Below are 25653 nucleotides of genomic sequence, written 5' to 3'. Positions count from 1 at the left end.
TCAGACGCTGTCGAGCACCCGCAGCAATTCGTGCCCATAGGCCTGTAGCTTCTTGGCCCCCACGCCGCTGATGCCGGCCAAGGCTTCGAGGCTTTGGGGACACTCGCGCGCCATCTGCGCGAGCGTGGCATCGTTGAAGACCAGGTAGGCCGGCAAGTTGTGCTCGCGCGCCACTTCGGCGCGCCAGGCTTTGAGCGCCTGCCAGCGGGCCTGCGCCGGCGCATCCAAGTCGGCCGCCGCCAGGCGGGCTCCCTTGGCCCGTGCGCCCACGGCCGTGCGGCCCCACCGCGCGTCGTGGGGCACGCGCAGGCGCAGCGACACCTCGCCACGCAGCACGGCGCGCGCACCGTCGGCCAACGACAGGGTGTTGAATTCGCCCTCGGCCACCACGTAGCCCCGGGCAATGAGCTGTCGCAGCACGGCACGCCATTGGGCTTCGGACAAGTCCGCGCCGATGCCGAAGGTGCTGAGCGCCTCATGCCCGTATTGCTGCACCTTGGCGGTGCGCTGGCCCCGCAGCACGTCGATCAGGTGGCCGGCGCCGAAACTCTTGGGGCGGAAGCGGTAAATGCAGGACAGCGCCTTGCGCGCGGCCTCGGTGGCGTCCCAGGTGGCCGGCGGGTTGAGGCAGTTGTCGCAATTGCCGCAGGGCTGGCTGGTTTCCCCGAAATAGCCCAGCAGCCGCACGCGGCGACAATCGTGCGCTTCGGCCAGGGCCAGCAAGGCATCGAGCTTGGCGCGCTGCACACGTTTGAAGTCTTCGCTGGCCAGGCTGTCGTCGATCAGGCGACGCTGCTGGACCACGTCGGCCAGGCCATAGGCCATCCAGGCCTGGGCGGGCTCGCCATCACGGCCGGCACGGCCGGTTTCTTGGTAGTAGCTTTCGATGTTCTTGGGCAGGTCCAGATGGGCGACGAAACGCACATCGGGCTTGTCGATGCCCATGCCGAACGCGATGGTGGCCACCATCACCAAGCCGTCTTCCCGCAAAAAGCGGTCCTGATGCTGCTGGCGCACGGCTGCCTCCAGCCCGGCGTGGTAAGGCAAGGCCGGGATGCCCTCGGATGTCAGCCAGGCGGCCGTCTCTTCCACCTTCTTGCGGCTTTGGCAGTAGACGATGCCGGCATCGCCGGCGTGTTCGGCGCGCAAAAAGCGCAGCAGCTGCACGCGCGGGTTGTCTTTTTCGACGATGTGGTAGCGGATGTTGGGCCGGTCGAAGCTGCTGATGAACACCCGCGCCTCATGCAGCGCCAAGCGCTGCAGGATGTCGGCGCGGGTGTGCTCGTCGGCGGTGGCCGTCAGCGCGATGCGCGGCACCTCGGGGTAGCGCTCGTGCAGCACCGACAGCCCGAGGTATTCGGCGCGGAAGTCATGGCCCCATTGACTGACGCAATGGGCCTCGTCGATGGCAAACAGGCTGAGCAGGCCGCGCTCGCGCAGCGAATCGAGCTGGGCGAGAAAGCGCGGCGTGGTCACGCGCTCGGGCGCGGCGTATAGCAGCACCAGGCGCCCATGCCGCATCTCGCGCTCGACCTGCTGCGCTTGCTCCAGGCTGAGCGTGGAATTGAGAAAGGCCGCATGCACGCCGAGTTCCTCCAGCGCACCGACTTGATCGTGCATCAGCGCAATCAGCGGGCTGACCACCACGGTCACACCGCAGCCGCGGCGGTGGCGGGCGATGGCCGGCACCTGGTAGCACAGACTCTTGCCCCCGCCGGTGGGCATCAGCACCAAGGCATCACCGCCTGCGGTCACGTGCTCGACGATCTCGGCTTGGCGACCGCGAAAGGCGGGGTAGCCAAAGACTTCCTGAAGGATGGACAGCGGATCGCTGGGAGCAGTCACGGAATGGACAATCACACGAGGACGGACCGGCAGGCAAGCCGCGATGCTACGTCAAGCCCGCCTCGGGCGGCGAGCCTGCACGATCTGGGACAATACGCCGTTGACCCATGCCGAAATCCGCCCATCGCTTCACCCCCGACGAGCGCCGCGCCAGCGCGTGGCTGGCGGCCATCTTCGCCCTGCGCATGCTGGGGCTGTTCCTCATCCTGCCGGTGTTCGCCGTGCATGCCCGCAGCCTCCCCGGGGCGCAGCAGGTCACGTTGGTGGGGCTGGCCATCGGCATCTACGGGCTCACACAAGCCCTGCTCCAGCTGCCTTTGGGCTGGGCCTCGGACCGCTTCGGCCGCAAGCCGGTGATCGTGGTCGGGCTGCTGGTGTTCGCGCTGGGCTCGTTCACGGCCGCAGCGGCGCAGGATTTGACCGGGGTGATCATCGGACGGGCCCTGCAAGGCGCCGGCGCGGTGTCGGCCGCCGTCACCGCGTTGATCGCCGACAGCACGCGTGAGACGGTGCGCACCAAGGCCATGGCAATGGTCGGCGGCTCCATCGGGCTGGTGTTTGCGCTGTCACTGGTGGCCGGCCCCTGGCTGTATGCGCTGATCGGGATGTCCGGCCTGTTTGCGCTGACCGGCACCCTGGCCCTGGGCGGCATCGCCGTGGTGCTGTGGCTGGTGCCGCAGCCGCCCCGCCACGGCCCCGCGGCCCCGTCCTCGCGATGGACGCAGGCACTCGTCCACCCCGAGCTGTTGCGCCTGCACGGCGGCATCTTCGTGCTGCACATGGTGCAGATGGCCATGTTCGTGGCCGTGCCGGTGGCGCTGGTCCAGCACTTGGGCCTGCCGGTGCAGCGCCATGGCTGGGTCTACCTGCCGGTGGTGCTGGCCTCCTTTGCGCTGATGTTGCCGCCACTGCTGTGGGGCGAGCGCAGCGGCCATGTGCGCGCCGTCTTCCTGGGCAGCGTGGCCTTGTTGGCCCTGACCATGGCCGCGCTGGGCTGGTGGTGGCAGCAGCCGGTGGCACTGGTGGCACTGCTGCTGGCCTTCTTCGTGGGCTTCAACATCCTGGAGGCTTCGCTGCCCTCGCTGGTCTCGCGGGTGGCCCCGCCGTCGGCCAAGGGCCTGGCCTTGGGCATCTACAACACGGCGCAGTCGCTGGGCCTGTTCGCCGGCGGCGCCTTGGGCGGCTGGCTGGCCACGCATTGGGGCTACGCGGCCGTTTTTCATGTCTGCGCGGGCGCGCTGTGGGTCTGGCTGGTGCTGGCCTGGCCGATGCGCCCGCCTTCGCGTCAGCGTACCGCGCCCGCCTCGCCCGATGGGCCGGCCTCTGCCGCCGTTTAGGCGTCAGGGGGCCCCGAGCCCTCACCCACGCGGCATCACACGCAGCAACTGCAGTTCGGCCAGTGCCCCATAGAGCGGCCGGCTGAGCAAGCGCGACACCAGGCTGGACGACATGGCCACGGCCATCAGGCTGAGCACCATCGCGTGACCATCGACCATCTCCATCACGATGATGAACGCCGTCAGCGGCGCCTGCGTGGCCGCAGCCAGAAAGCCGGTCATGCCCATGGCGATCAAGGCCGGCGTGGCAGGGTGGCCCAGCAACACCGCCACATCGTGCCCCAAGCCCGCGCCGATGGACAACGAGGGCGCAAAGATGCCCCCCGGCACCCCCGACCAGGTCGACAGCCAGGTCGTCACGAATTTGAGCAGCACGAACAGGCCGGCTTGGTGTTCCCCGCTGCCGGACAGCAGCTCGCGCGTGTGGGCCTCTCCACCGCCGGAAGTGGCCCCGCCACTGACCCAGCCGATCACGGCCACCCCCACACCACAAGCCGCGGCAAAACGCAACGGATGTTGGGCGCGCCAGCGGCTGATGCGATCGGGCAGGCCAGCGGCCGACACCACCAGCAGCCGAGACATCAGGCCGCCCAGCAAGCCGCAGGCCAGCACCACCCCCACGGCCGGCAGCAACAGATCGGCCGACAAAGCCTGCACCTGGATGCGACCGAAATAGGTGACGTTGCCGAACACCGAGACGGCCATCAAGCCCGCCAGCACGATGGCGCCGATCACCACCGTGCTGGCCCGGCTGTCCAGCCCACGCCAAAACTGCTCGATGCAGAACACCACCCCCGCCAGCGGCGCGTGGAAAGCCGCTGCAATGCCCGCGGCACCGCCAGCAGCCAACAGGGCATGGTCGTCGATGCCCGAGCGCGGCGACAGCCAGCGCCGGGCATGCAGCATGACGCCGGCGCCCACCTGCACCGCCGGCCCCTCACGGCCCACCGACAGGCCCGCCAACATCGAACCCGAAGTGAGCAGGAGTTTTGCGCAACTCAAGCGCAACGAGACGAACCGCTTGCGCGTATCGGGCGTGACTGCCGCATCCATGGCTGCCGTGACTTGCGGAATGCCCGACCCCGCCGCACCGGGGGCCACGCGTTGCGTGATCCACACCAGGGCCACCACCCAGGCCGGCGTCCACAGCAAGGCCAGCCAGGGCCGCGGACCGGTGAGCGCTTCGAATTGGTGTATGGCGGCATTGCTCAGCAGCGTGAATCCCACGATGAACAGGCCGGCCGCCGCAGCATGGGCCAACACGATGAGGCGATCCACCCAAACGCGGGCATCGCTGAGCTCCCGGCGCACATTGGCCAGGAAATCGGGTTCATGGGAAGGAGGGGTCATGGTCTTGCCAACTGTAAGCGCAGCCCGCTGATGAGGGAGCCCCTGCAAGAGCCGGGCCCGGCATAATGCCCGGTCGAACCCATAGTTTCTCAGGAGCCGGCCATGGCCTCGATCAACAAAGTCATCCTCATCGGCAACCTCGGCCGCGACCCCGAGGTGCGTTACACCCCCAACGGGGCCGCGATTTGCAATGTGACCATTGCCACTTCGCGCAGCTGGAAGGACAAAAACTCCGGCGAGCGCATGGAAGAAACCGAGTGGCATCGCGTGGTCTTTTACGATCGGCTGGCCGAAATCGCCGGCGAATACCTCAAGAAAGGCCGCTCGGTCTATGTGGAAGGCCGTCTGAAGACGCGCAAATGGCAGGACAAGGACGGCGTGGACAAGTACACCACCGAGATCATTGCCGAGCAGATGCAAATGCTCGGCGGCCGCGACGGCAGCGCCGAGGACGGCGCCAGCAGCACCAGCTCGCTCCGAGCGGCCGGCCGCCCCCCTGCGGCATCCATGCCTGCGCCTCAGAAGTCCAGCACGGGCTTCGACGACATGGACGACGACATCCCGTTCTAAGCACCCTCGCATCGGTCGCGCCCCCCCCCGACCTGCACCCCAGGCCCCAAGCCCCCAAGGCTTGGGGCCTTTTTGCATCCCCACCGGCCGGCATCGTCTGCGCCGCTGGTTTCCCCTAGGTTCACATGATCATCCAGCACTTATATTTGTATGTGCTTATATCGTTATGTCTGAAACCCGCACGGATCTCGCCCAGCACGACGCCCAGCTCGTCTTCGAGCAGGCCGCGGAGTTGTTCGGCCTGTTGGCCGCCCCCATGCGGCTGCGCATCATCAGTGAGCTCTGCGAGGGGGAACGCAATGTGTCGCAGCTGCTGGAGCGCACCGGGGCCACGCAGGCGAACATGTCGCAGCATTTGGCGATGCTGTATCGCGCCGGTGTGCTGACACGCCGACGCGATGGCTCGCAGGTGTATTACCGCCTGGGCGACCGGCGGCTGGCCGGACTGTGCCGCACGCTGTGCACCGATGTGGCCGCCGGGCTGCATGCGTCGGTGCCGCGGGATCCGTGATGCGGGATTGCCCCAAGGAGCAGGCCGTGGATGATCGCCCCTTTCCCCCCGCAAGAATCAAGAAAGCGCCAGAGAATTTTCTCGACGCTCGAGGTCTGCGGATCGTGCGTGAGCAAGCCCGTCAGGGGCGGCGCGATTTCATCCGCACGGCCTTTGCCGCGGCTGCGGCCACGGCCGCAGCTGCGGGCGTTCGGGCTCAAGGACAGACCGGGCCCGAGCAAGCGGGCGATCCGGAAATTTTGAACCTGCCGGCGCACACCACGGGCTTGGGGCAGCCGGTGGTCACCGACGGCTACGGCAAGCCCTCGAAATATGAGGCCAATGTGCAGCGCCGCCAAAGCCCGGGCTTGACGCAAACCCGGCAGGCTTCGGTGTCGTTCACGCCGCTGCAGTCCTTGTTCGGCATCATCACCCCCAGCGGCTTGCACTTCGAGCGGCACCATCAGGGATGGTGGGACATCGACCCCAGCCGGCACCGCTTGATGATCAACGGCTCGGATGAGCGCATGCTGCGCCGTCCGATGGTGTTCACGATGGATGAGCTGATGCGCTTGCCCAGCGTATCGCGCTTCCACTTCATCGAATGCGGCGCCAACACCGGCATGGAATGGGGCAATGTGGCCGTTCCCACCGTGCAGTACACGCACGGCATGATCAGTTGCAGCGAGTTCACCGGCGTGCCGCTGCGTCTGCTGTTGGAGATGTGCGGCGCCGATTTCAAGCGCGGCCGCTTCGTGCTGGCCGAAGGGGCCGACGGCTCCTCGATGACGCGCACCATCCCGATGAGCCTGGTCGAAAGCGGCGAGGTGCTGGTGGCTTACGGACAAAACGGCGAAATGCTGCGCCCGGAAAACGGCTACCCCTTGCGCTTGGTGGTGCCAGGGGTGCAAGGGGTCAGTTGGGTGAAGTATTTGCGCCGCATCGAACTGGGCGACAAGCCTTATGCCACCAAGGACGAGGTGCTGCACTATGTCGATCTGATGCCCGATGGCTTGCACCGGCAGTACACCAGCATCCAAGAGGTCAAGAGCGTGGTGACCACGCCTTCGGGCGGCCAAGTGCTGCTGGACAAGGGCTTTCACACGATCTCCGGTTTGGCCTGGTCGGGGCGCGGCAAGATCACGCGTGTGGATGTCTCGGTCGATGGGGGCCGCTCTTGGCGCCAGGCGCGTCTGCAAGCCCCGGTGCTGAGCAAGTGCCTGACGCGCTTCACCCTGGACTGGGTGTGGAATGGTCAACCCGCCTTGGTGCAAAGCCGCGCCACGGACGAGACAGGCCATGTGCAACCCACGTATTCGCAGTTGCGCGCCGTGCGGGGCACGCGCTCGATCTATCACAACAACGCCATCCAAACCTGGCTGGTGGGCGAAGACGGCGAGGTGAAAAATGTTCAACTCTCTTGAACACCGCCGTCTGTGCGGCCGCCGGCTGCTGACGGCGCTGAGCTTGGCATGCGCAGCGTCGGTCGCGCTGGCCACCAGTGCCGAGCGGTTTCCTGGCATCGGACGCACGGCCACGCCGGCGGAAATCCGCGCATGGGACATCGATGTGCGCCCCGACTTCGCCGGACTGCCCCCGGGCGCCGGCTCGGTCGCACGCGGACAGCAGGTGTGGGAAGCGCAATGCGCTTCATGCCACGGGGTGTTTGGCGAATCGAACGAGGTGTTCTCGCCTTTGGTGGGCGGCACGACCCGGCAAGACATGCTCACCGGGCGGGTGGCGCGCCTGACCGACCCCAGCTTTCCCGGCCGCACGACGATGATGAAGCTGTCGCAGGTCTCCACCCTGTGGGACTACATCCGGCGTGCCATGCCTTGGACCCAGCCGAAGTCGCTCAGCGTGGACGATGTGTATGCAGTCACCGCTTACCTGCTGAATCTGTCCGGGGTGGTGGAGGAGGACTTCGTGCTGAGCCAGCACAACATCGCCCAGGTGCAGCAGCGTCTGCCCAACCGCCATGGCATGACCACCGCGCATGCGATGTGGCCGGGCCCGGAATTCTCCGGCACCGCAAAGCCCGATGTGCAGGGCTCCAGCTGCATGCGCAACTGCCCGGTGGAGCCCAAAGTCACGTCCTATCTCCCCGAGCATGCGCGCGATGCGCACGGCAATCTGGCCGAACAAAATCGTTTGGTGGGCCCGCAGCGCGGTGCGGTGACGACGCGCACGGCCGCCGCGGCGCCGGCGGCTGCCGCCGCCGACAGGGGCGCCGTGCCGACGGCGCTCTTACAGCAGCACGCCTGCACGGCCTGCCACGGCATGGACCGCACACAGGTCGGTCCCTCGTTCCAAGAGATTGCGCAGCGCTATGCCCACCGAAGCGATGCGGCCGACTATCTGCGCAGCAAGATCATCGCCGGCGGCGTGGGTGTTTGGGGGCAGATCCCCATGCCAGCGCAGTCGCTGCCAGAATCGGATGCACAGGCCATTGCCGAATGGCTGGCCCGTGGCGCGACTCGTCCTTGATCCTCTTGCGCCACGTTTTTGAGGAGTTCGACATGCTCAACCGCCGACTCATGCTGCAACGCAGTGCCACCGTGGCTTCGCTGATGGCCGCCGCCGGTGTGTGGCCGACGTGGGCTGCCGCCCAGTCTGGGTATCCCAAAGCCGCCTTCGAGGCGCGCTCGATGGCCGATCTGACCAAAACCTTGGGGCTGTCGACGCCGACCGAAAGCAAGGCCGTCACCGTCACGGGGCCGGACATCGCCGAAAACGGCGGTGCCGTGCCCTTGGGCGCGGCCGTGGCGCTGCCCGGGGTCAAACGCCTCATGTTGCTGATCGAAAAGAACCCCAACTTGCTGGCCGCCATGTTCGATTTGACCGAATCGATGGAGCCGTCTTTGTCCACCCGCGTCAAGATGGGCCAATCGTCCGACGTCTACGCCGTGGCGGTGATGAACGACGGTCGTGTGCTGTTCGCACGCAAGGAAATCAAAGTGACCTTGGGCGGCTGTGGCGGCTGAGCCGCCCCCCACGGCAAGTAGAACCCTCTGGAGCAAGACCATGGCAGAACCGATGCGCATCCGCGCCCAATTGGCCGGCGACAAAGCCACCGTGCGCGTGCTGATGTCCCATGAAATGGAAACCGGTCAACGCAAAGACGCCAGCGGCAAGATCGTGCCGGCTTGGCACATCCAGGAAGTGGTTGCCAAGCACAATGACAAGGTGGTGATGACGGCCCATTGGGGCCCGGCCATTTCCAAGAATCCGTACTTGCAGTTCGTCGTCAAGGACGCCAAAGCTGGCGACCGCATCACCTTGACCTGGGTGGACAACCGCGGCGACACGCGCACCGACTCGGTGGCCGTGACCTGAGCCGCCCCACCAGCGCAGACCCATGTCGCTGTCCAAGCGCGAGTTTCTCGGTGTGCTGGCCGCGGCAGCCGCCGCTGGCCTGCCGCTGGCCCGTCATGCGCAGGCCGACACCGCCTCGGCCCAAGCCGGGCTTTACGATGTGCCGCCTTTCGGCAACGTGAGCTTCCTGCACCTGACGGACTGCCACGCGCAGCTGTTGCCCTTGTATTTTCGTGAGCCCAGCGTCAACCTGGGCGTGGGGCCGATGGCCGCGCGCCCCCCGCACCTGGTGGGCGAGCATTTGCTGCGGTATGCGGGCCTGCGCCCGGGCAGCGCGGCCGCGCATGCGTTCACGTTTTTGGACTTCGACACGGCGGCGCGCCGCTATGGCAAGGTGGGCGGGTTTGCGCATCTGGCCACGCTGGTGCGACAGCTCAAAGCCAGTCGCCCTGGCGCCTTGTTGCTCGATGGGGGCGACACCTGGCAAGGCTCGGCCTTGGCGTTGTGGACACGCGGACAGGACATGGTGCAAGCCTGCTTGCAGCTGGGCGTGGACGTGATGACCGGTCATTGGGAGTTCACGTATGGCCAAGCCCGGGTGCAAGAGCTGGTGGACAAGACGCTGGCCGGGCGCATCGAGTTCCTGGCGCACAACGTGAAGACGGCCGACTTCGGCGACCCGGTGTTCAAGGGCTGGACCTTGCGTGAGGTCAACGGCGTGCCCTGCGCCATCATCGGTCAGGCGTTTCCTTACACGCCGATCGCCAACCCGCGCTACTTCGTGCCGGAGTGGACCTTCGGCATCCAGGAAGAAGCTTTGCAACAGCTGGTGGACCAGGTCCGTGCGGCCGGTGCGCAGGTGGTGGTGCTGCTGTCGCACAACGGCATGGACGTGGACTTGAAGCTGGCCTCGCGGGTGCGCGGCATCGATGCGATCTTGGGCGGGCATACGCACGATGGCCTGCCCGTTCCGGTGTTGGTGGACAACGCTGGCGGCAAAACGATCGTGACCAACGCCGGCAGTCACGGCAAGTTCCTCGGTGTGCTGGATTTGCAGGTGCGCAGCGGCCGTGTGGCCGATTTCCGCTACCGTCTGCTGCCGGTGTTTGCCAACCAACTCCAGCCCGATGCGGCCATGGCCGCACTGATCGAAGACTTGCGCGCCCCCCACGAGGCTCGCCTGAACGAGCCCTTGGCCGTCACCGAAGGCTTGCTGTATCGACGGGGCAATTTCAATGGCACATGGGACCAGCTCATCTGCGATGCCTTGATGGAGGTGTGTGACGCCCCCATCGCTTTTTCGCCTGGGTTTCGATGGGGATCGACCCTGCTGCCCGGCCAGACCATCACCCGTGAACGCATGATGGACCAAGTGGCCACCACGTATTCCTATGTCACGGTCACCGAGATGAGCGGCCAGACGATCAAGACCGTGCTGGAAGACGTGTGCGACAACTTGTTCAACCCCGACCCGTACTATCAGCAAGGCGGCGACATGGTGCGCGTGGGCGGGCTGAGCTATGCCTGTGAGCCCGGTGCGCCGATGGGCCGGCGCATCCAGGACCTGCGCCTGGACGGCCAGCCCTTGCAGGCGGACAAAATCTACCGGGTGGCCGGCTGGGCTCCGGTGTCGGAGGCGGCCGCCGCAGCCGGGGGGCCCATGGTGTGGGAGGTGCTGGAGACTTGGTTCAAGACCCATCGGCAAGTGCGCTTGCGCCGCCCCAACCAGCCGCGACTCATTGGCATGCAAGGCAACCCGGGATGGGCCGCCTTGGGCATTTGAAACCTCTGTCGGCCTGGAGCAGCCGACGATGGCGCTGCGGCTCAATATCGTTTGATCTGCATAAACCACTACTTGCAAGCGCGGCGTTATCATTGATTGCGTGTGTTGACCGGGTGTTGCCGTGACTGCCATTGCCGAAGCCGACGAAGTGTTCGATTCCGCCGCCGAGCTGTTTGCACTGCTGTCCACGCCGGTGCGGCTGCGCTTGATCAGCGCGCTGTGTCACCAGGAGAAGAACGTCTCGGAACTGCTGCGCGAAATCGACACGACGCAACCCAATTTGTCTCAGCATTTGGCGGTGCTGTACCGTGCCGGCATTCTGGGGCGTCGGCGCGAGGGCACGCAGGTGTTCTATCGCGTGGTGAGCGAACGCGCCGCGGCCTTGTGCCGCGCGGTGTGCAACCAAGTGGCCTTGGAAATGGATGCTCAGGCCGCGCTGCCCGAACACGAGCGCTTGATGCCGGCGCTGCGGCGCCGCTGATGGATCGCGCCGCGCGGCCGTGGCTCACACCACGGTGGGTGGCGCATCGAGCAACACGCGGGCGTCATGCCCGCGCCACTGGCTCGCCCAAGTCGCGAATTGCGCGACGCTCAAGGGCCTCGCAATGAGATAGCCCTGCGCGTAGTCGCAACCCAGACCCCGCAGCACGCGCCAGTGCGAGGGCGTCTCCACGCCTTCGGCCACGACCGACAAGCCCAGGTTGTGCGCCAAATCGACGGTGGAGCGGACGATTTTGGCGTCGTCGCTGTCGCGATCCATCTGCATCACGAAGGATTTGTCGATCTTCAGCTCATCCACCGGCAAGCGTTTGAGGTAGGCCAGCGAGGAATAGCCGGTGCCGAAGTCATCGATGGCCAGACGCACACCCATCTCGTGCAAATGCTGCAAGGTCAGCTGGGCACGCGCCGGGTCGTCCATGATGGCGCTTTCCGTGATTTCCAGGCAAAGTGCTTCGGCCGGCACGCCGTGGCGCTGCAAGGCGCTGGCAAATTTTTGCGGCAGATCCAGGTCCATGAGGTCGCGCGTGGACAGGTTGACCGACAACGGCACGGCCAGGCCCTGGGCCTGCAGCACGCGCCAAGTGCGCAGGCATTCGTCGAGTATCCACGCCGTCAGGGATCGGATGAAGCCGGTTTGCTCGGCAAAGGGGATGAACTCCATCGGCGGCACCCAGCCGCGCTGTGGATGCTGCCAGCGCACCAGCGCTTCGGCCCCTTCGATGGCCGCCGTGCGCAGCGACACCTTCGGTTGCAGCGCCAGACGCAGCTCGCCTTGGTCGATGGCGCGGCGCAGTGCGCCCAGCAGCGACAGCGTGCGGGCACTGCCGCTGTCCAATGCGGGGTCGTAGCTCAGGGCGCCCGCGCCGCGACGCTTGGCAGCGTACATGGCCACTTCCGCGCGGTTGAGCAAAGTGTCGGCGTCTTGCCCGTGATCCGGACTGGTGGCCACGCCGATGCTGGCGCGCAAGTCGATGGTTTGGTCTTGCAGCACCAACGGCGCCTCCAAAGCCGCGGTCACGCGCTCGGCCACCCGCAGGGCCCCCAGGGTGTCGGCCCCCGGCAGCAGCACTGCAAACTCGTCGCCCCCCAAGCGCGCCACGAGATCGCCTTGACGCATGCACACCTGGGACAGGCGCCGTGCCACTTGCTTGAGCATGTCGTCTCCGATGTCATAGCCCAACACATCGTTGACATGCTTGAAGCGGTCCATGTCGAGCATCAGCACCGACACATGGGTAGAGGCACCGTCGCGACGATCACCCGGCCGCAGCACCACCGGACGCTGCGCCTCGGCCAAGGCCGCCGAAGCCGAAACCCGAAACTGCGCTCGGTTGGGCAAGCCGGTGAGTCCATCCCAATAGGCCAGACGGGTGATCTCGCGCTGCTGGGCATCCACGCTCTGGCGCATGTGCTCCAAGGCTTGAGCCAGGTCGCCGATTTCGTCGGCCGCCTCGATGGCGATCGGGGACCCATAGTCTCCGCGACCGAGCCGCTCGGCGGCTTGCGCCAACGCGCGCACCGGGGTGGTGATGCGCCGCGCCGTCAACACGCTGCCGGCGGCGAAGACGACCACCCCCAAGCCGGTGATCATCGCCAGCACGAGCTGAAGCTGGCGGTAAGGCGCCACCGCCTCGTCCACCGAACGCATCAGTACCGCGCGCAGGCGATGGTCGGCGTGCGCATCGAGGACCAAGCTGCGGGCGCTGAAGTCTTCGCCGGCGATCAGCAGGCGCTCGCGCCACGCCCGTGATCCCCCCGTCCAGTCCAGCCCACCCAAGGCGTCGGCCTGGTCCGAGCGCAGCGTCGAGGCCGCGATGCGCCACCGGGCCCCGTCGGCGCCGCGCACCAGCAAGCTGGCATGCAAGGCGGTGATCTCGCGCAGCTCCTGCACGAGCGTTTGCGCCATGTCGAAGCCCATCACGACCCAGCCGATCAGCAAGGGCGACCGCACCGGCACCATCACCAACTGATAGACCTGCCCGTCGAAGGCCGCGATCTCACTGACCGGCCCGGCCGCAGCAGCGCTGCTTTGCTCGGCCAGCCGACGCACCACCGGCATCAAGGCCTCGGCTCGAGGATGGGCGGTCGCGCGCAGCGCAAAGTCGGCATCCAACAGCAAGGCGATCGATGCCCCGATGCGCTGGCCATGATTGAGCAGCACCGAAGCGATGGTGGCCGCATCCTTGGTGGCCACGGCCGAGCGAAAACCATAGTCCGAGGCCAGCAGCATTGCCCCGTCGCCGAGTTGGTGAGCCCGTTGCTCGAGCAAGCGGTGAAAAACGCGCTCGCCCAACTGCAGCTCTCGTCCGATCTGCGCGCGGGCATTGCGGGCCACGCTCTCGCGCGTGGCCACGAAGCTGAGGGCCTGCACGGCCAGCAGCAACGCAAGGAACAACGCCACGATGCGCCGACCCAATCGGCGCGACAACCATCGCGCCGCCTCACGCCACGCGCGCGGCAGGTTCATGGCGCAAGCTCCAACTGCACACGCAGCTGCGTCCCGCGCTCATCGATGCGCACTGGCTGACGATAGGGCGCGCGCCCAGACGGCCATCGCGGATGCCACACCTGGAGCTGGTACGCTCCAGGAGGCACCGGCCCCACACGGGCCTGCCCTCGGTGGGTCACGGCAAACCACGGGGTGTCGACCACGTGCACCCAGGCCACCATCTGATCGTGAATGTTGCAGCCCAAGACCGCCGTGCCGGGTTGGTCGAACACCACCGGCTGCGCGCCCTCCAACGAGCCCTGGCGCACCAGCAGGCCCAGGCCGGCATCGATGCCATAGTTGGTGGTGAGCTTGTCGTCGCGCTTGTTGTAGGTATAGGCAGCGGCCTCGATGCGCGGCGGGCGGCCAGCGTTGGGGTCGCCCTCGGCATAGCGCAGCACACCGTCGGGCTGGATCCCTTCGACCGCGGCATCGGCATCCACCAGCGCGCCGGTGTCTGGATGCATCCGCAGGTTCTGACCACGATCGGTGACGATGCGGAGGCGGTCGGCCACTGGATTGAAATCGAAGCCGACGGCTCGTCCGTCCAGACGTGGGCGCCCGTCGGCCGTGCCCACAGGCTGAAACCGGCCTTGGGTGGGGTCCAGCGTGTACAAGCGTCCCTGGTCGCTCAAGGCATAGAGCTGGCCACGGGCCACCCGGTAGTCCATGCCCACGATCGACTCTCCCTCGGCAATACCGTGCAGCCGCACCCGCTGCAGCACCTGTTGCGGGCGGTCCGCATCGATCTGCAAGAGCTCATGGGCTTCGGTCAACACCCAAATCCGCAGCGCAAGGGCCGCCGGACGGCTGGGCGGTGCCTCTGCGACCGCCGGGGCCACGATCCCGCCACCCAACGCCACCCCCAGAATGCATGCCAGCACTCGACACCCACCACGACGCCCCATCGACATCCTCTGGCCCCATGCACTGTAGCCCCCTGCTGTCTGGCTTATCGGCCGGCACGCCTCCGACTTGACCCCTGGCCCCCCCGGGCGGCGCCCGCATCGCCCCGCGCCCTGCGGGAGAGCCGCAAATCGAGATGGCGCAAGTGCCACGCAAGATGTCGCACCTCGCCGTGCAGTTATCCTCCCTTGATTTGATCTGAGGCCGGTCTTGGGGCACAGTCGGTTGGCTCTTCCACTTCCATGGAGGCAGCACACCGATGTGTGGTTTTGCAGGCGAGGTGCACTTCAGCCCCTCCACCGCCGACCCCGGCACGGTCGCCCGCATGGGCGAGGTTCTTCGGCCCCGAGGCCCCGACGGCGCCGGCCTCTTTCAACAAGGCCCGGTGGCTTTGGCCCATCGCCGACTGCGCGTCATCGACCTGTCGGAGCACGCTCAACAGCCCATGACCGATGCCGCGCTGGGACTCAGTTTGGTCTTCAACGGCTGCATCTACAACTACCGCGCTCTGCGCCGCGAGCTGGAGGCGCTCGACTACCGCTTCTTCTCCGATGGAGACACGGAAGTGGTGCTCAAGAGCTTCCATGCGTGGGGGTGGGAGTGCGTCAAGCGCTTTCACGGGATGTTCGCTTTTGCGGTGTGGGAGCGTGACCGCGGCCGACTCACGCTGGCGCGCGACCGCTTCGGCATCAAGCCGCTGTACTTCGCCTCCACGCCGAAGCGGCTTCGCTTTGCCTCGACCTTGCCCGCCTTGCTGGCCGCTGGTGACATCGACACCGCGATCGACCCCATCGCACTGCACCATTACCTGAGTTGGCATGCCGTGGTGCCAGCCCCGCACACCATCGTGCAGGGCATCAAGAAACTGCCGGCGGCCACGGTGGCCACCTTCGAGCGCGACGGCACCGGCCGCGAGCATCGCTACTGGTCGCTGTCCGTGCGCGAGGACCCAGCGTTGGCCTCACTGAAGGACGTGGAGCGCGAAGCCATAGTCGAAGAAGCGCTGCGCACCGCGGTGCGCCGGCGCATGGTGGCCGACGTGCCTGTGGGCGTGCTGCTGTCGGGCGGTGTCGATTCCAGCCTCATCGTGGCGCTGCTGGCGCAGATGGGGCAACGCGAGCTGCAGACCTTCTCGATCGGGTTTGCCGACGCCGGTGGTGAGGCAGGCGACGAGTTCCGCTACTCCGACCTCGTGGCTCGGCGCTTCGAGACGAATCACTACCAAATCCGCATCCCCACGCCGGACCTGCTGCAGGTGCTGCCCGACACCATCGCCGCGATGAGCGAACCCATGGTCAGTTACGACAACGTGGCCTTCTACCTGCTCTCGCGCGAGGTCTCGCGACATCTGAAAGTGGTGCAAAGCGGCCAAGGCGCCGACGAGGTGTTCGCCGGTTACCACTGGTATCCCAAGCTGGCGCACAGCACTCAAGCTGTCGCCGACTATGCGGCTGTCTTTTTCGACCGTGACCACGAAGCTCTGTTGGCCACCTTGCAGCCCAGGTGGCATACCGATGACGTCAGCCGCGCCTTCGTCGAGCGGCATTTCGCCACGGCTGATGCGGCCACCGCCTTGGACAAAGCCTTGCATGTGGACAGCACCGTGATGTTGGCGGACGACCCGCTCAAGCGCGTGGACAACATGACCATGGCCTGGAGCCTGGAGGCCCGCGTGCCTTTCCTGGACCACGAACTGGTGGAACTGGCTGGGCGCCTGCCCGCCCAGGACAAGCTCAAGGATGGCGGCAAGGGCGTGCTCAAAGCCATCGCACGGCGCCTGCTGCCGCGCGAAGTGGTGGACCGACCCAAGGGCTACTTCCCGGTGCCGGCGCTCAAATACCTGGATGGCCCGGTGCTGGACCTGGTCCGCGATGCCTTGAACAGCCGCAGCGCCCGCGAGCGCGGCCTCTTTCGTCCGCAGGCGCTGGCCCCTTGGTTGGCCCAGCCGGGCGAACACCTCACGCCACTGCGCGGCTCCAAGCTGTGGCAGGTGGCCTTGCTGGAGCTGTGGCTGCAAGCGCGCGGCCTATGAAACTCTCAGGAGATCTTGCCATGATCGCTGCCCTCGATCCGCTGGACCCGGCTCGGATGGCCAGCCTCAAGCATTGGGGCGATCCTCCGCCGCATGTGGACCTCGGCGCCATGAAACCCCACGCCTGGGTGGACTGCGGCTGGGGCCGCTTGCTACTGGGCCAGACGTTCGACAGCCCCCAAGCCTTGGCCGATGAGCTGCGCTGCGAAGCGCCCGGTCAGCGAGATGTGGCGCTGTATATCCGCGACCCGCATGTGGCCGTCGCGGTGGCGCCGCAGCACCTCTTTCTCGACCCCTCGCACACCTACCGACTCGACCTCAAACGCCACCGCTTGGAGCCGCCGATCGAGGCAGGCTATGCGCTGCGCGCCGCCCGTGCCGAGGACGAGGCGGCTCTGAATCGCATCTACCGTGCCTGCCGCATGGTGCCGCTGCGGCCGGGCTACCTGGCCGACGGCGCTGCGCGCGATCCGGCAGTCATCGTGCTGGTGGTGCACGACCAGGCCAGCGACCAGGTGGTCGGCAGCGTCACCGGTGTGGACCACGTGCGCGCTTGCGGGTGCCCGGAGCAGGGCGCGAGCCTGTGGTCGCTGGCCGTGGCCCCACAGGCCATTCGCCCGGGCGTGGGCGAGGCGCTGGTGCGCGCCTTGGCCCACCACTACCGATGCCAGGGCCGGCGCTACATGGATCTGTCAGTGATGCACGACAACCACCACGCCATCGCGCTGTACGAGAAGCTGGGCTTCGAGCGTGTGCCGGTGTATTGCATCAAGCACAAAAACCCGATCAACGAGAAGCTCTTCACCGGACCCGACGACTGCGCCAAGGCCAACATCTACGCGCGCATCCTCATCGACGAAGCGCGGCGCCGCGGGATCGGCGTGGAACTGCAAGACGCCGAGCATGGATTCTTTCGCCTCACGCATGGAGGCCGCACGGTGAACTGCCGCGAATCGCTGTCAGACCTCACCTCGGCCGTGGCCATGAGCCGCTGCGACGACAAGCGCGTCACACACAAAGTGCTCAGCGCTGCCGGGCTGCGCCTGCCTGCACAAACCACGGTGCGCGACGAGGCCCAGGTGGCCGACTTCGTCAGGCGGCATGGCCGTGTGGTCGTCAAACCCGCCCGCGGCGAGCAAGGCCGTGGGGTGAGCGTGGACTTGCGCACGCTGCAGGAGGTGCAGCGTGCAATCGACAGCGCACGCGCTCACTGCGATGAGGTGATCCTGGAGGAGCTGGTGCAAGGCCTGGACTTGCGCATCGTGGTGATCGACGACCACGTGGTGGCCGCTGCCACACGACGCCCCGCCGAAATCACCGGCGATGGACAGACGACGGTGCGGGATCTCATCGTCAAGCAAAGCCGTCGGCGCGAAGCCGCCACTGCCGGAGAAAGCCGCATTCCGCTGGATGCCGAGACAGAACGCTGCGTGCGCGCCGCTGGCTACACCCTAAAGACGGTGTTGCCGCTCGGTCTGGTGCTGCCCGTGCGCAAGACCGCCAATCTGCACACCGGCGGCACCCTTCAGGACGTGACCGAACGACTCCACCCGACCTTGCGCGAGGTGGCCCAACGCGCTGCGCGCGCCTTGGACATCCCGGTGGTGGGACTGGACCTCATCGTGCCGCGACTCGACGGCCCGCAGTACGCCATCATCGAAGCCAATGAACGCCCGGGCCTGGCCAACCACGAACCCCAGCCCACGGCCGAACGCTTCATCGACCTGCTGTTTCCGCAAACCCGTGCCACGCCGTTGCCGCAGACGAAGGACAGCTCTTGACGCACAGAACGATCGCACACATCGATCGCGACCATCTGCAGCACACACTGGAGCGCTTGCTGCGGACCCCCAGCCCGACGAGCATGACCGATGACATCGTGGTCAAAGTGTGCCGGGAACTCGAACACTTGGACATTCCCTATGGCCTGACACGCCGACATCGAAGGCGTGCACCACAGCCCCGATCGGGCCATCGTCGCGCACCTCGATACCCGGGGGGCGATGGTCAAGCAACTCAAGCCCAATGGCCGACTCGAACTGGTGCCCATGGGGGATGGGTCCTCCCGCTTTGCCGAGGGTGCGCGCGTCACGCCCTACGGAGACGATGGCCTCATGTGTCGGGGCACCATCCTGCCGTGCAAGGCCTCGAGCCACACCTCAACCATGAGATCGACGGTCAGCCGCTGTCCTGGACGAACGTGGATGTGTTGCTCGGAGACGTGGCCGAGCTGATCTCCGTGGACAACGGCACCGTTGCCCAAGGCCAGAACACTTGCGAATACGGCGAGACCATTTGCATGCAAGACTCGGCCGGCCCGTTCGACTGGCACCTCACGCGCCACTTGCTGGCGCTGTGCGGCCAACACCGCATCGAGCACGGCCGCGATGTGTTCCGCGACTCCCGTAGCGATGCCGCCGCGGCACGGCAAGCCGGCAACGACCTCCGCACGGCGCGGGTGTGTTTCGGGCTCGATGCTTCACACGGCCACGAGCGTGTGCACATCGATTCGTCGATGGCCTTGGCCGAGTTGCTGCGGGCTCAGGTGCAAAGCCCGCCGCGGTTCAAGCGCGATGCGGCCCTGCTGGGCCCGCTGGCGGACTTCCCGACGCACAACGATCCGACGCAGGCCGAAGCCGCGGCAGCCCGAGCCTCTCCCCGCGGCCGGCCACGGCCGACCCGGACGAATCCGCCAGGCCCCGCCCGATGGCTCGCTCGGGCCTAGACGCCCGCCTCAGCCGTCCACCGTGTCGATCACCCCACCGCCCAGGCAGACCTCGCCGTCATACAGCACGGCCGACTGCCCCGGGGTGACCGCCCACTGAGCCTGCGGAAAGTGCAACGCAAAGCCGCTGGCCGACACCTCGGCCAAGCAGCAGGCCGCATCGCTTTGGCGATAACGTGTCTTGGCCGTGTACGTCCCCGGCGCAGGGGCGACGCCTGCGGTCCAGCTGAGGTCGCTGGCCGTCAAGCGATGCGACAGCAACCACGGGTGGTCGTGGCCTTGCACCACGTACAGCGTGTTGGTGGCCATGTCCTTGCGCGCGACGAACCACGGCGCATGATCACCGCCGCCGCGTGCGGCGCCCTGGTCCTTGACGCCACCGATGCCCAACCCCTTGCGCTGCCCCAAGGTGTAGAAGCTCAGCCCCACGTGTTCGCCCAGCACGCGGCCGCGGTCGTCGCGAATGGGCCCTGGCGTGTTGGCCAGATAGCGGTTGAGGAACTCGCGAAACGGCCGCTCGCCAATGAAGCAAATGCCGGTGGAGTCTTTCTTCTTCGCATTGGGCAAGCCGATGTCGGCTGCGATGCGGCGCACCTCGGTCTTGCGCAGCTCGCCCACCGGAAACAGGGTCTTGCTCAGTTGCGCCTGGTTCAGCCGATGCAAAAAGTAGCTTTGGTCCTTGGCCGGATCCAGCCCTTTGAGCAGCTCGAAACGCCCGTCGCGCTCGCGCACACGGGCATAGTGGCCGGTGGCGATTTTGTCGGCACCCAGCCGCATCGCATGGTCGAGAAAGGCCTTGAATTTGATCTCGGCGTTGCACAGCACATCGGGGTTGGGCGTGCGCCCGGCCTGATACTCACGCAGGAATTCGGCAAACACCCGGTCCTTGTACTCCGCCGCGAAGTTCACATGCTCGATCTCGATGCCGATCACATCGGCCACCGAGGCCGCATCGACGAAATCGACGTTGGAGGAGCAATATTCGCTGTCGTCGTCATCTTCCCAGTTCTTCATGAAGATGCCGACCACTTCATGCCCCTGCTGCTTGAGCAGCCAGGCGCTGACGGCCGAATCGACGCCGCCGGACAAGCCCACCACCACGCGCTGCTTGCGTGTCATGGCCGCGCCCCCTTGATCTCAGGCTCGTAGACGGTGGGGTCCACCGTGAGCAGATCCAGCGGATAGCGCCTGCCGGCCAGATGATCTTCCATGCAGCGCAGCACCAACGGGCTGCGGTGCCGATCGCGAGTGGCGCGGATTTCATCGGGCGTCAGCCACAGCGTGCGCACGATGCCCTCGTCGAGCACCCAGCCCGGCTGTGGCTCGCTGACCGTGCCGCAAAAGGCAAAACGCACATACGTCACGTCCTCGCCCGTGGCCGGTCGATGGAAACGCGACAAATACACGCCCAGCAGCGCCTCGGGCGCGAACACACAGCCGGTTTCCTCCAGCGCCTCGCGCACCACGCCTTGCACCGGAGATTCACCCGGGTCGAGATGCCCGGCCGGGTTGTTCAGCTTCAAGCCCTCGGCCGTGTGCTCTTCCACCAGCAGGAATTCGATGCGGCCATCTCGCTCGCGCGCCACGATGGCCGCCACCGTGACACTGGGTTTCCAACGATCGTTCATGGCGCCCGATTATCGCGGCCCGTCGGCCCGCGTGCCGCAGCCCCGGCCGCGCAGCGCCCGGTGCTCAAGACATGGCCTGCTCGTGCCGCGCCTTGCCTTCGGCCACCGACAGGTGGGCCCAGGGCGCCACGCCGTTCTTCACCGCCACCAGCTCGGCCAGAATCGAGACGGCGATCTCCGCGGGCGTCTTGCTGCCGATGTACAGCCCGATCGGGCTGCGCAGTCGGCGCAGCTCGTCCTCGTCGAGACCGAAATGCTCTCGCAGCCGCTGGCGCCGCAACGCCGCGTGGCGGCGCGAACCGATGGCCCCCACATAAGCGGCCGACGAGCGCAAGGCATCGATCAAGGCCAGGTCGTCCAGCTTGGGATCGTGGGTCAGCGCCACCACGGCGGTGCGCGCATCGGGCTGCAAGCGCAAGACCAAGTCGTCGGGCATCTCGCGGCTGAGCACCACGCCGGGCAGATCCCAGCTGGCGTGCGGCTCTTGGCGCGGGTCGCAGACGATCACCTCGAAGCCCAGGCCCAGCGCCATCTCGCTCAGAAAGCGCGACAAATCCCCCGCGCCAATGACGATCAGACGCCAGCGCGGGCCCCAGTGAGTGACGAACTGGGTGTCGCTCAGCCAAGGCATCCCGTCGCGCCCACTGCTGCGCAGTTGCACTTGGCCGCTGCGCAGATCCAGCACCCGCTCGACGCTGCGCCGCTCTTGGCAAGCCTGCAACAGCGCCTCCAACTGGCTGTGCGGCGCCACCGGCTCCAACACCAGTTCCACCGTGCCCCCGCAAGGCAGGCCAAAGCGGTGCGCCTGGTCGGCCGAGATGCCATAGCGCACGGTGGTGGGGCGCCCTTCCAGGCACACGGCCTGGATGCCTTCTTCCCGCACCCGGGCGATGAGGTCGTCTTCGATGCAGCCCCCTGAGACCGAGCCCACCGTATGCCCCTGCGCATCGATGGCCATCAGCGAGCCCGGCGGACGCGGCGAGGACCCCCAGGTGCGCGCCACACTGACCAGCAGCACGGGCCGCCCCTGGGCATGCCATTGCTGCGCGGTGCGCAGCACCCGGGTATCGAGGTCTTCCATGGCTTCAGCTTAGCCCAGATCGAAAGGCATGCGCCGCATCGGTTTGCCCGTCAGACGCGCCAGCGCATTGGCAAAGGCCGGCGCCAGCGGCGGCAGCCCCGGTTCGCCCATGCCGGTGGGCGGCTCCATGCTCGGCACGGTGTGCACCTCGATCTCGGGCATCTCGGTGATGCGTGCCACACGATAGTCGCCGAAATTGCTTTGCTCGACCTGGCCGTCTTTCAGCGTGATGGCCGCCCCCGGCAAGCACAGCCCCAAGCCCATCAACGCAGCGCCTTGCACTTGCGCTTCCACCGTGCGCGGATTGATGACGAGGTTGCAGTGCACCCCGGCGGTCACTTTGTGCAGCACGGGCTGGCCGTCCTTCACCGAGGCTTCCACCACATAGGCCACCACCGAGTCGAACGACTCGTGCACCGCCACGCCCCAGGCGCGGCCGGCCGGCAGCGCCCGGCGACCGTAGCCGCTGCGATCCACCGCCAACTGCAAGGCCGCACGGTGCCGGGGATGCCGATCGCCGAACATGGCCATGCGATAGGCCACCGGGTCTTGGCCGGTCGTGCGGGCGATCTCATCGATCAGGGTCTCCATCACGAAGGCCGTGTGGGTGGAGCCCACGCTGCGCCACCACAACACCGGCACGTTGACCTTCGGGTGATGCACCGTCAAACGCATCGGCAAGGGATAGGGCTCGCGCATGCCTTCGACGGCGGTCTGATCCACGCCGTTCTTGATCATGCCTTGCTCGAAGATGGTGCCCGCCGTGATCGACTGGCCCACGATCACATGGTCCCAGGCCAGCACGCGTCCTCGATCGTCGAAGCCGATGCGGGCGCGGTGCACATGCATGGGGCGGTAGTAGCCGCCGCGGATGTCGTCTTCGCGGCTCCAGACCGTGCGCACCGGCCCTTCCAAGCCGGCCTGCCGGGCGGCTCGGGCCACGGCGCAGGCTTCCACCACGTAGTCGCTGGAGGCCACCGCCCGGCGCCCAAAGCCCCCACCGGCTTGCTGCACCCGGACCTCCACCTGCTCGGGCTTCAAGCCCAGCACGCGGGCGGCCGCCGCGCCGTCCAGACCGGGCATTTGCGTGCCCACCCACAGCGTGGCCCCGGCGGACGTCAGGGCCACGGTGCAATTGAGTGGCTCCATCGGGGCATGGGCCAGGTAGGGGAAGACGAACTCGGCCTCCAGCACGTGCGGCGCGCTGGCCAAGGGCGTCATGTCGGCGTCGAAGTGGCGCGCGCCGGGCTGCGTGGCCAGCTCGCGGTACTGCGCCAACAGGCGCTGACTGTCCACCTTCTCCACGGCCTCGGTGTCCCAGGTCAGCTTCAAGGCCTCGCGCCCCTGTTTGGCCGGCCAATAACCGTCGGCGATCACCGCCACCCCCTCGGCGCCGCGGTCCAGCGGCACGCACAAGACGGCCTTCACCCCCTTGACCGCCCGCGCCGCCGCATCGTCCACCGTGCGCAGCTTGGCGCCGAAGACCGGCGGGCGGGCGATCAACGCCGTCCACTGCCCAGGCAGCCGCACATCGATGCCGAAGACCTGCTGCCCGCTGCTCTTGGCGCGCGCATCCAGTCGCGTGGTGGGGCGGCCGATGAGACGGAACTGCGCCGGATCCTTCAGTCGCACCTGCGGCGGCACGGGCTGAGCCATGGCCTCCTGGGCGAGTTCGCCATAGCTCAGGCGCCGGCCGTCGGCGGCGATCACGAAGCCGGCTTGCGTGCGCAGCCCCGCAGGGTCGAGCCGCCACCGGGCCGCTGCGGCGGCCACCAGCATCGCGCGGGCACGTGCGCCCAGCTCGCGGTATTGCATGAAGCTGTGCTTGATCGACGTGGAGCCCCCGGTCAAATGCATCCCCCACAACGGATCGGCATAGGCCGGATCATTGCTGCCCAGCTGGCTGCGCACCCGGGACCAATCGGCATCGAGCTCCTCGGCCAGAATCATCGGCAGCGCCGTGTGCACGCCCTGGCCGAACTCCAGACGATTGACCGTCACCGTCACCGTGCCATCGGAGTCGATCCGGACGAAGGCGCTGGGCTGCTGCGTGGGCTTCAGCGGGGCCGCTTCCGACGACGTCTGCGCCAGCAGCGGATAGGCGCCCAGCGCAAAGCCGCTGGCCACCGCCATCTTGAGAAAGCTGCGCCGCGGCCATGCGGCCGACCCCTCGGCCACGGGCGCAGCCTCGGCCTGGCGCGCCAGCAGGTGGCGCAAGGCGGGGGGCAGTTCGTGCAACGCGTCGTGCCACATGATCCAGCTCCTTTCAGGCCAAGGTGCGCGCGGCATCGGCCACCGCCGCCCGGATGCGCGCATAGGTGCCGCAGCGGCACACGTTGCCGGCCATGGCCGCGTCGATCTCCTCGGCACGGGGCTGCTGGCCCTTGGGCAAAGACTTCAGAAAGGCCACCGCCGTCATGATCTGGCCGCTTTGGCAGTAGCCACATTGCGCCACGTCATGACGCACCCAGGCCTCGTGCACCGCCCGGCCGACCGGGTCCTCGCCGGCGGTCACCGCCTCGATGGTGGTGATGCGCCGACCGGCCACGGCCGACACCGGCGTCACGCACGAGCGCACAGCCTGGCCGTCGACGTGCACCGTGCACGCCCCGCACAGAGCCTCGCCACAGCCGAACTTGGTGCCCGTCAGGCCCAGCGTGTCGCGCAGGGCCCACAGCACCGGGGTGGAAGGATCGACGTCGAGCCGGTGCTCGCGTCCATTGACGTTCAAGGGGATCATGCCGTTCTCCAGGTGGGGGCTGAAGCCGCCACGCGGTCACGCAAACCGCGCCGCGAGCATGGCCCGCAGTGTGCGCCTCCCCCGAGATCCCTCGGTAGCCTGATGCTGCTCGATTCTTGCCTGATCCTCCGACCAGGCAGCTGCGCAGGCCAACACCCCGGCCACAATCGCGGTCATTCCATCGCAGGCATCGTCACGCCCGAGGGCCTTCTCCCATGTCGCCATTCCAACCCGTTCGTCTCGAACACGCCAGCCGCCTGCTCAACCACGGCCCCACCGTGCTGGTCACCAGTGCCCACGCTGGGCGCCGCAACGTGATGACCGCGGCCTGGTCCATGCCGGTGGAGTTCACCCCGCCGCGCATTGCCATCGTGATCGACAAAAGCACCTACACGCGCGAGCTGATCCAAGCCAGCGGCCACTTCGGCCTGTGCATTCCAGGCGCTGGCCTTGCCGAACTCGTCGACGCCGTGGGCACCCTCAGCGGCCGCGAGGTGGACAAGTTCCAGCGCTTCGGCCTGCGCGCCCATCCCGGCCCGATGACGGGGGTGCCGCTGCTCGAAGACGGCTGCGTGGCCTGGCTGGAATGCCGCCGCCTGCCCGAGCCGCACGCCGAGCACACCTACGACACCTGGTTTGCCGAAGTGCTGTGCGCAGCGGCCAACCCGCGCATCTTCGTCGACGGCCGTTGGTCGATCCGGCCCGACAATGCCGATCTGCACACCCTGCACCACCTTGGCGCCGGGGTCTACGCCCGCGCCGACCACACGGTGTCGATCCGCCGGACCTGATCGTTCCGATGCCCGCCTTCCTTACGACAGGCTGAAATTTGTAACCGGGTTACGAGGACACCACGTGTCAG

Annotated in this window: 23 protein-coding genes; 14 read left to right on the top strand and 9 right to left on the bottom strand. The window is 67.2% G+C overall.

Annotation, left to right across the window (positions count from 1 at the left end):
• Window positions 1-1845 (bottom strand): DNA helicase RecQ, encoded by a 1845-nt coding sequence (gene recQ, locus CTA01S_RS10995; protein ID WP_232301050.1) that lies wholly within the window; start codon window positions 1843-1845, stop codon window positions 1-3.
• A gap of 107 nt (window positions 1846-1952) precedes the next feature.
• On the opposite strand from recQ, the gene CTA01S_RS10990 reads away from it, so the two are divergent.
• Window positions 1953-3182, top strand: coding sequence for an MFS transporter (locus CTA01S_RS10990; RefSeq protein WP_062195526.1), 1230 nt, complete (start codon window positions 1953-1955; stop codon window positions 3180-3182).
• Window positions 3183-3203: 21 nt separating this feature from the next.
• On the opposite strand, the gene CTA01S_RS10985 is transcribed toward CTA01S_RS10990, so the two are convergent.
• Window positions 3204-4532: a chloride channel protein gene (locus tag CTA01S_RS10985; protein ID WP_062195523.1), complete on the bottom strand. Its 1329-nt coding sequence runs from the start codon at window positions 4530-4532 to the stop codon at window positions 3204-3206.
• A gap of 102 nt (window positions 4533-4634) precedes the next feature.
• On the opposite strand from CTA01S_RS10985, the gene ssb reads away from it, so the two are divergent.
• The 8 genes from ssb to CTA01S_RS10945 all read left to right on the top strand — a co-directional run bounded on the left by ssb (window position 4635) and on the right by CTA01S_RS10945 (window position 11171).
• Entirely contained in the window at window positions 4635-5102 is a 468-nt protein-coding gene (gene ssb, locus CTA01S_RS10980; protein ID WP_062195520.1) for a single-stranded DNA-binding protein, read from the top strand.
• A 166-nt stretch (window positions 5103-5268) separates the two neighbouring features.
• Entirely contained in the window at window positions 5269-5613 is a 345-nt protein-coding gene (locus CTA01S_RS10975) for an ArsR/SmtB family transcription factor (protein ID WP_062195517.1), read from the top strand.
• Window positions 5613-7016 (top strand): sulfite dehydrogenase, encoded by a 1404-nt coding sequence (gene soxC, locus CTA01S_RS10970; RefSeq protein WP_062195515.1) that lies wholly within the window; start codon window positions 5613-5615, stop codon window positions 7014-7016. The genes CTA01S_RS10975 and soxC overlap by 1 nt, the downstream gene beginning before the upstream one ends.
• Entirely contained in the window at window positions 7000-8079 is a 1080-nt protein-coding gene (locus CTA01S_RS10965; RefSeq protein ID WP_062195512.1) for a c-type cytochrome, read from the top strand. Before soxC ends, CTA01S_RS10965 begins: the two co-directional genes overlap by 17 nt.
• A gap of 32 nt (window positions 8080-8111) precedes the next feature.
• On the top strand, window positions 8112-8576 hold the full coding sequence (gene soxY, locus CTA01S_RS10960; RefSeq protein ID WP_062195592.1) for a thiosulfate oxidation carrier protein SoxY: 465 nt from the start codon (window positions 8112-8114) through the stop codon (window positions 8574-8576).
• A 40-nt stretch (window positions 8577-8616) separates the two neighbouring features.
• Window positions 8617-8928: a thiosulfate oxidation carrier complex protein SoxZ gene (gene soxZ, locus CTA01S_RS10955; RefSeq protein ID WP_019560464.1), complete on the top strand. Its 312-nt coding sequence runs from the start codon at window positions 8617-8619 to the stop codon at window positions 8926-8928.
• A gap of 22 nt (window positions 8929-8950) precedes the next feature.
• A complete protein-coding gene (soxB, locus tag CTA01S_RS10950) occupies window positions 8951-10690 on the top strand; it encodes a thiosulfohydrolase SoxB (protein ID WP_062195509.1) in 1740 nt (579 codons plus the stop codon).
• A 121-nt stretch (window positions 10691-10811) separates the two neighbouring features.
• The gene (locus CTA01S_RS10945) at window positions 10812-11171 is read left to right on the top strand and encodes an ArsR/SmtB family transcription factor (protein WP_019560466.1); all 360 of its coding nucleotides are present in this window, start codon (window positions 10812-10814) and stop codon (window positions 11169-11171) included.
• A gap of 24 nt (window positions 11172-11195) precedes the next feature.
• On the opposite strand, the gene CTA01S_RS10940 is transcribed toward CTA01S_RS10945, so the two are convergent.
• Both CTA01S_RS10940 and CTA01S_RS10935 read right to left on the bottom strand, forming a co-directional pair.
• Complete coding sequence (locus CTA01S_RS10940; protein ID WP_062195506.1) at window positions 11196-13658, bottom strand: putative bifunctional diguanylate cyclase/phosphodiesterase; 2463 nt, start codon at window positions 13656-13658, stop codon at window positions 11196-11198.
• Window positions 13655-14458, bottom strand: a complete 804-nt coding sequence (locus CTA01S_RS10935; RefSeq protein ID WP_371326093.1) for a DUF4394 domain-containing protein — start codon at window positions 14456-14458, stop codon at window positions 13655-13657. The genes CTA01S_RS10940 and CTA01S_RS10935 overlap by 4 nt, the downstream gene beginning before the upstream one ends.
• A gap of 386 nt (window positions 14459-14844) precedes the next feature.
• Here CTA01S_RS10935 and CTA01S_RS10930 point away from each other — a divergent pair, with 386 nt between their 5' ends.
• The 4 genes from CTA01S_RS10930 (at window position 14845) to CTA01S_RS16735 (ending at window position 19342) form a co-directional block, all read left to right on the top strand.
• Entirely contained in the window at window positions 14845-16617 is a 1773-nt protein-coding gene (locus tag CTA01S_RS10930; protein WP_062195503.1) for an N-acetylglutaminylglutamine amidotransferase, read from the top strand.
• A gap of 20 nt (window positions 16618-16637) precedes the next feature.
• Window positions 16638-18398: an N-acetylglutaminylglutamine synthetase gene (gene ngg, locus CTA01S_RS10925; protein ID WP_062195498.1), complete on the top strand. Its 1761-nt coding sequence runs from the start codon at window positions 16638-16640 to the stop codon at window positions 18396-18398.
• A 168-nt stretch (window positions 18399-18566) separates the two neighbouring features.
• Window positions 18567-18851 carry a hypothetical protein gene (locus CTA01S_RS17020; RefSeq protein WP_198150867.1) on the top strand — a complete coding sequence of 95 codons (285 nt, stop codon included), beginning with the start codon at window positions 18567-18569 and terminating at the stop codon, window positions 18849-18851.
• Window positions 18755-19342, top strand: coding sequence for a zinc-binding metallopeptidase family protein (locus CTA01S_RS16735; RefSeq protein ID WP_232301049.1), 588 nt, complete (start codon window positions 18755-18757; stop codon window positions 19340-19342). Before CTA01S_RS17020 ends, CTA01S_RS16735 begins: the two co-directional genes overlap by 97 nt.
• 9 nt (window positions 19343-19351) lie before the next feature.
• Here the strand turns inward: CTA01S_RS16735 and mnmA are convergent, their stop codons facing one another.
• The 5 genes from mnmA to CTA01S_RS10895 form a co-directional block, all read right to left on the bottom strand.
• Window positions 19352-20461: a tRNA 2-thiouridine(34) synthase MnmA gene (gene mnmA, locus CTA01S_RS10915; protein WP_062195493.1), complete on the bottom strand. Its 1110-nt coding sequence runs from the start codon at window positions 20459-20461 to the stop codon at window positions 19352-19354.
• A complete protein-coding gene (locus tag CTA01S_RS10910) occupies window positions 20458-20970 on the bottom strand; it encodes an NUDIX hydrolase (RefSeq protein ID WP_062195491.1) in 513 nt (170 codons plus the stop codon). The genes mnmA and CTA01S_RS10910 overlap by 4 nt, the downstream gene beginning before the upstream one ends.
• Before the next feature lie 64 nt (window positions 20971-21034).
• Window positions 21035-22051, bottom strand: a complete 1017-nt coding sequence (locus tag CTA01S_RS10905; protein WP_062195488.1) for an XdhC family protein — start codon at window positions 22049-22051, stop codon at window positions 21035-21037.
• A 9-nt stretch (window positions 22052-22060) separates the two neighbouring features.
• Window positions 22061-24304: a xanthine dehydrogenase family protein molybdopterin-binding subunit gene (locus tag CTA01S_RS10900; RefSeq protein WP_062195486.1), complete on the bottom strand. Its 2244-nt coding sequence runs from the start codon at window positions 24302-24304 to the stop codon at window positions 22061-22063.
• Between the two features lie 13 nt (window positions 24305-24317).
• Entirely contained in the window at window positions 24318-24791 is a 474-nt protein-coding gene (locus CTA01S_RS10895; protein WP_062195483.1) for a (2Fe-2S)-binding protein, read from the bottom strand.
• A 215-nt stretch (window positions 24792-25006) separates the two neighbouring features.
• Here CTA01S_RS10895 and CTA01S_RS10890 point away from each other — a divergent pair, with 215 nt between their 5' ends.
• The gene (locus CTA01S_RS10890; protein ID WP_062195479.1) at window positions 25007-25582 is read left to right on the top strand and encodes a flavin reductase family protein; all 576 of its coding nucleotides are present in this window, start codon (window positions 25007-25009) and stop codon (window positions 25580-25582) included.
• Window positions 25583-25653: the final 71 nt, after the last annotated feature.

The sequence above is a fragment of the Caldimonas taiwanensis NBRC 104434 genome, assembly GCF_001592165.1.
Classification (GTDB): Bacteria; Pseudomonadota; Gammaproteobacteria; order Burkholderiales; family Burkholderiaceae_C; genus Caldimonas; species Caldimonas manganoxidans.
This window is presented reverse-complemented; position numbering and strand designations above follow the sequence as displayed.